Below are 1024 nucleotides of genomic sequence, written 5' to 3'. Positions count from 1 at the left end.
AATGTTACCTCGTTCAATTGAACCTATGGAACAAATTAAAGGAGCAGCTAATTATTTATTTTAGGGAATAGGGAATAGGGAATAGGGAATAGTTGGGAAAACATTTCCTAGTCTAAGATTCATCATCAGTCTATGTCCTAACCAATTCTTTCTTAGCTATAAATAACTAATTAGGGCTTGCTGATTAAATCTAAAAACATTGACAGATAAAAGTTTTAGCCTTTTTAGGTCTTGAAAAAGTACAAGGTTTTCGTTCTAAAAAGCTCAAAAAGTGATAATTTTAGGTTGACTATGGCAGAAAAATCAAGGGATGATTCTTCCTCCTGTCTCCTCTAAATTCCCCATTTCTCCTGTCTCCTGTCTCCTGTCTCCTGTCTCCTCCCCTCACCCATAAGACTTTTTCAGCAAACCCTAATTAACTAATTTATTAACTATGCACCGTTCAGCCAAACGTGGAAAAATTCCGCCCAAACTTAGCAGTATGCCTCGCCAACGTTCGGAAGCAACTACATATTTAACAGTATATAAAAATGTTGTGGAAAAAGAACGTTTACAAAAAGAATTACAAAATTTAGAAAGGCGATGTAATCAAATAAAAGAACGTCTTGCTGTTCTGGATGAAGAAACAAATAAAGAGCTAAAAAGTCAATCTCGGCAACCAATTAAATCTCATAAACCTAGCATGAATAAATTAACAAATAAGAAACTAGAAAAATCTCAAACCAGAACACCCGAACCACCTAAATCAAAATTCAAAACAATTACTTTAGGATATTAAAATAATTAATAATTAATAATTAATAATTAATAATTACTTCTTCATTTTTATCCTTTAAGATTTTTTTGGATTGAGCGTTAGGGAAACCCAACCTACTAGCTCGTCTAGCTTGAAAATGTGGGTAAGTTTCAGCATCATGAAGACCTCTCCCCCAACCCCTCTCCTGATGAGTGAGAGGGGAGAAACTACCCCCCCTTCCCTTGCAGGGAAGGGGGTTGGGGGGTTAGGTTTTATCCACAATTTTAG

Annotated in this window: 2 protein-coding genes; one reads left to right on the top strand and one right to left on the bottom strand. The window is 35.4% G+C overall.

The window, feature by feature from the left end:
* Positions 1–433: 433 nt before the first annotated feature.
* The gene (locus F6K22_RS41525; RefSeq protein ID WP_293111057.1) at positions 434–778 is read left to right on the top strand and encodes a hypothetical protein; all 345 of its coding nucleotides are present in this window, start codon (positions 434–436) and stop codon (positions 776–778) included.
* Between the two features lie 54 nt (positions 779–832).
* Here the strand turns inward: F6K22_RS41525 and F6K22_RS41520 are convergent.
* On the bottom strand, positions 833–1024 hold a 192-nt coding region (locus tag F6K22_RS41520), incomplete at its 5' end, for a hypothetical protein (protein WP_293111055.1).

Source organism: Okeania sp. SIO2F4 (assembly GCF_010672385.1).
In the GTDB taxonomy this organism is placed as follows: Bacteria; Cyanobacteriota; Cyanobacteriia; order Cyanobacteriales; family Microcoleaceae; genus Trichodesmium.
This window is presented reverse-complemented; position numbering and strand designations above follow the sequence as displayed.

Coding starts and splice junctions, on each gene's coding strand:
- F6K22_RS41525 (WP_293111057.1), top strand. CDS start 434: ATGCACCGTTCAGCCAAACGTGGAAAAATTCCGCCCAAACTTAGCAGT.